2 protein-coding genes are annotated in these 1,566 nt (G+C 72.9%); both read right to left on the bottom strand.

The window, feature by feature from the left end:
- A partial coding sequence (locus GKQ77_RS32600; RefSeq protein ID WP_258022349.1) for a condensation domain-containing protein occupies positions 1-1,173 on the bottom strand: 1,173 nt, incomplete at its 3' end.
- Between the two features lie 25 nt (positions 1,174-1,198).
- Positions 1,199-1,566, bottom strand: a 368-nt coding sequence (locus GKQ77_RS32595) for a hypothetical protein (RefSeq protein WP_219692759.1), incomplete at its 5' end; no start/stop codon positions are given.

Below are 1,566 nucleotides of genomic sequence, written 5' to 3'. Positions count from 1 at the left end.
CTTCTGGGGCGGGCGGGGGTAGTTCTCGAACACCACGATCGTGTCGAAGACCGCGCCGGGACCGGCCAGCTTCTGGACCTTGGAGAGGCCGAGGTGCTGATGTGCCATGAGCGCGGCCTGGCGCTCCTGGAGCCGCGCCAGCATCCGGGAGACGGGCTCCGCGCCTTCGAGCGGTACGCGTACCGGCAGGGTGTTGATGAAGAGGCCGACCATGGATTCCACGCCGGGCAGTTCGGCGGGGCGGCCCGCGACGGTCGCGCCGAACACCACGTCCGTACGCCCCGCCAGACGCGCCAAGAGCAGCGCCCACGCGCCCTGGATCACGGTGTTCACCGTCAGGTCGTGGGCGCGCGCCAACTGTCCTATGCCGTGCGTCAGTTCCTCGGAGAGCCGGATGACGAGGCTTTCGGGCGCGACCGGTGTCCGGGCGGGGTCGGCCGGTGCGACGAGGGTCGGTTCGTCGGCCCCGGCCAGCTCCGCGCGCCAGGCGGTGCGCGCCGCCTCCTTGTCCTGGCGGGCCAGCCACGCGAGGTATTCGCGGTAGGACGTGGTCCTGGGGAGCCCGTGGGTCTCGCCGTCCGCCGCGTACACGGCGGGCAGTTCGTTGAAGAGCACTGCCATGGACCAGCCGTCCATGACGACGTGGTGGCTGGTGAGGATCAGCCGGTGCCGTTCGTCGCCGAGCCTGATCAGCAGGAGCCGCAGCAGGGGTGCCGTGGCCGGATCGAAGCGCTGCGATCGCTCACGCGCGGCCAGCCGGTCGGCCGCGGCTTCGGCTTCCGCTTCCGCTTCCCGACCGGCCTCGGCGTCCGGTTCCGCTTCCGCCTCCCGACCGGCCTCGGCGTCCGCTTCCGTTTCCCGGCCGACCGTGGGCCCGGCCTCCCCGAGCCCCGAGACGTCCTCCACGCACCAGGGCAACACCGCCTCGCGCGCGATGACCTGCACCGCCTCGCCGGACTTGCGGCCCCGGAAGCTCGCCCGCAGTGCTCCGTGCCGGGCCAGCAGCGCCTGCCACGACCTGTGCAACCGGTCCGCGTCCAGTGGCCCGGTCAGCTCCAGCGTCCGCTGCCCCTGGTAGACGTCCGGGCCCTGGTCGTCGAAGGCGGCGTGGAAGAGCAGCCCTTCCTGCAACGGCGACAGCGGCCAGACGTCCTCGACAGCGGATCGGGTCATCGTTCTGTCTCCTCACAGCGGCGGGTCAGTCGAGACGGTCGAACTCGTCGACCTCGTCCTGGGCGAGGTCGAGCAGAGGGAAGTCGGAGGGCGTGTGCCCTCCGGAGGCGGGTGCCGCGGTGTGGGCCGCGAGGCCGCCGAGCATGTCCGCCCAGGCGCGCCCGAGCCGTGCGGCGTCCGTGTCCCGCACCAGCCGGCGGGGCCAGTGGACGGTGAGGGTCAGCTCGGGCCCGCCCGGCGTGTCCCGGACCATCGCGCCGACGTCCAGCAGGTGCCGCAGCGGGGTCTCGGGGTCGCCGGAGCCTCCGATCGCGTTCCCAGCGGCCATCTGCCAGGCTCCGCCGCCCTGGTCGCCCGCCGTGTCGGCGGCGAACCGCCCCATGTAGGTGAAGT

The organism is Streptomyces anatolicus (assembly GCF_019400875.1).
Taxonomy (GTDB): Bacteria; Actinomycetota; Actinomycetes; order Streptomycetales; family Streptomycetaceae; genus Streptomyces; species Streptomyces anatolicus.
The sequence above is the reverse complement of the archived record's forward strand: the minus strand, read 5'-3'. Positions and strand labels throughout refer to the sequence as shown.